The organism is Pseudanabaena sp. 'Roaring Creek', from assembly GCF_001402795.1.
Classification (GTDB): Bacteria; Cyanobacteriota; Cyanobacteriia; order Pseudanabaenales; family Pseudanabaenaceae; genus Pseudanabaena.
The window spans coordinates 1-2281 of the sequence record NZ_LIRE01000138.1 but is presented as its reverse complement, the minus strand read 5'-3'; the positions used below and the strand labels follow the sequence as shown (position 1 = coordinate 2281).

Genomic DNA, 2281 nt, shown 5'->3' with positions numbered 1-2281 from the left:
TTGGGCTTTGAGAAAGGGTTTGCGTAGCAAACCCTTTCTCAAAGCTCGTTTTAAATTATCCCGAACTGACGTTATCTAAACAAAAATGCAGACATTACTTTGTAATGTCTGCATTTTTTAAAAAATTAGGGTATGCCTTCAAACTTTAGAGAGCAGCAGCTAGCTTCAATTCATTGGTTTCTAAAATTTGTTGTAGCTCTTCAGCATCAACAGTCTCGCGTTCGATGAGATCGTGGGCAATCTTATCGAGAACGTGACGATTGTCAACGAGAAGCTGTTTGGCACGACGGTAAGCATCGCTGACCAAAATTCCCACTTCCTCATCAATAGTTGCGGCGGTTTCTTCGGAGAAGTCACGCTCGGCGGCAATATCGCGACCGAGGAACATATTGCCATTGGAACGACCGAGGGCAACGGGTCCAAGCTTCTCGCTCATACCAAAACGCATTACCATTTGACGGGCAACCGAAGCAACTTGCTGCAAGTCACTGGATGCACCTGTGGTTACTTCTTCTTCGCCAAAAACAATTTCTTCAGCGATGCGACCACCGAGGGCAACAGCCATCTGGTTTTGTAAATAAGCGCGGCTTTGCATTCTTTCTTCAGTTGGCAAGAACCATGTCAAACCACCAGCGCGTCCGCGAGGAATGATGGTTACCTTTTGGATGGCATCGTAGTCGGGCATCAAAGCGCCTACGAGGGCATGACCTGCTTCATGGTAAGCAACTAATTCTTTGCGCTTTTCGCTCATGACGCGATCTTTCTTTTCGGGACCAACCAAGACGCGATCGACGGCATCATTGATTTCATCCATCGAGATTTCGGTTAAGTTGCGACGGGCGGCGAGAATTGCGGCTTCATTTAATAGGTTAGAAAGATCTGCGCCTGTGAATCCAGGAGTGCGGCGGGCAATCTTTTCAAGATCGACATCCTTCGATAGAGTCTTGCCGCGTGCGTGGACTCCAAGGATTTCGAGCCGACCTGCGAAGTCTGGGCGATCGACGACGACTTGGCGATCGAAACGACCTGGACGTAGTAGTGCGGCATCAAGTACGTCGGGGCGATTAGTTGCGGCGACAATAATGATACCTGTATTACCTTCAAACCCGTCCATTTCGGTGAGCAATTGGTTTAAGGTTTGTTCGCGTTCATCGTTGCCACCACCGAGTCCAGCACCACGCTGACGACCGACCGCATCAATTTCATCGATGAAGACGATACAAGGGGCATTGGCTTTGGCTTGCTCGAATAGGTCACGCACACGGGATGCACCGACCCCGACGAACATTTCTACGAACTCCGAACCAGAAATACTGAAGAAAGGTACGCCAGCTTCACCAGCGACGGCACGCGCTAGCAGGGTTTTACCAGTTCCAGGAGGACCAACGAGCAATACTCCCTTAGGAATTTTTGCGCCAACCGCCGTAAAGCGATCGGGATTTTTGAGGAAGTCTACAACTTCGGTAAGTTCAAATTTGGCTTGCTCGATACCAGCCACATCGGTGAAGGTGACTTGGGTTTGAGGCTCCATCTGTACGCGGGCGCGGGACTTGCCAAAGTTCATGGCTTGGTTGCCAGGACCAGCTTGGGCGCGACGTAGTAGGAAGAATAGTCCGACTAAAAGCAAAATTGGCAAAATCAAGCTACTCAGAGTTTGTACCAATGCGCCATCGGTGCGACGGGGAGCAACATCTAGTTCGACGTTGTTGTCTCTAAGGGTTTTAATAAATTCAGGATCGTTAGGGAGATTGACGCGAACCTTACGCTTGCCTTCGGGTCCTCCAGGGACAGTTGCCTCTGCAAAGGTGCGATCGGGACTGAGAGTTACTCTAGAAACACCTGCGGGCTTCTTTCGGACTTCTTCGAGTAGCTTGCTATAGCGCCATTCTCCTTGAGCGGCGGGTTGACTATCGAGCAGGGTTGTCCCCAAGGTAATAACGACAATGCCTAGCAGCGCGTATAAACCAAAATTTTTCCACTTTTTATTATTATCGTTTTTATTATTGCTTTTCACTACTACTGCTCCATCGATAGAGTTGTTCTTAGACGATCTTGCCAAGAACGAATGATTTAATTAACCAATCTTAACGTAAGTAGCCTAGGATCTGTAGAACCACCCCCATAATCCGTCTTTAGATCGATAGTTTAGCGATCGCCCCTTTAATAACTCTATAGCTGCCGCTAGTTTTGTTAGGACAAAATCAAAACGCCAAAGAGAGTTGCCGCGCGGAGCGCGGCAACTCTCTTTGGCGTTTTATGTCCTGATACAGTTGGCGGCAGC

Annotated in this window: 1 protein-coding gene; it reads right to left on the bottom strand. The window is 48.7% G+C overall.

Going from position 1 to position 2281, the window contains the following annotated elements:
• Positions 1 to 145: 145 nt before the first annotated feature.
• Positions 146 to 2014 (bottom strand): ATP-dependent zinc metalloprotease FtsH, encoded by a 1869-nt coding sequence (gene ftsH / locus AC805_RS04395; protein WP_055074288.1) that lies wholly within the window; start codon positions 2012 to 2014, stop codon positions 146 to 148.
• Positions 2015 to 2281 lie beyond the last annotated feature (267 nt).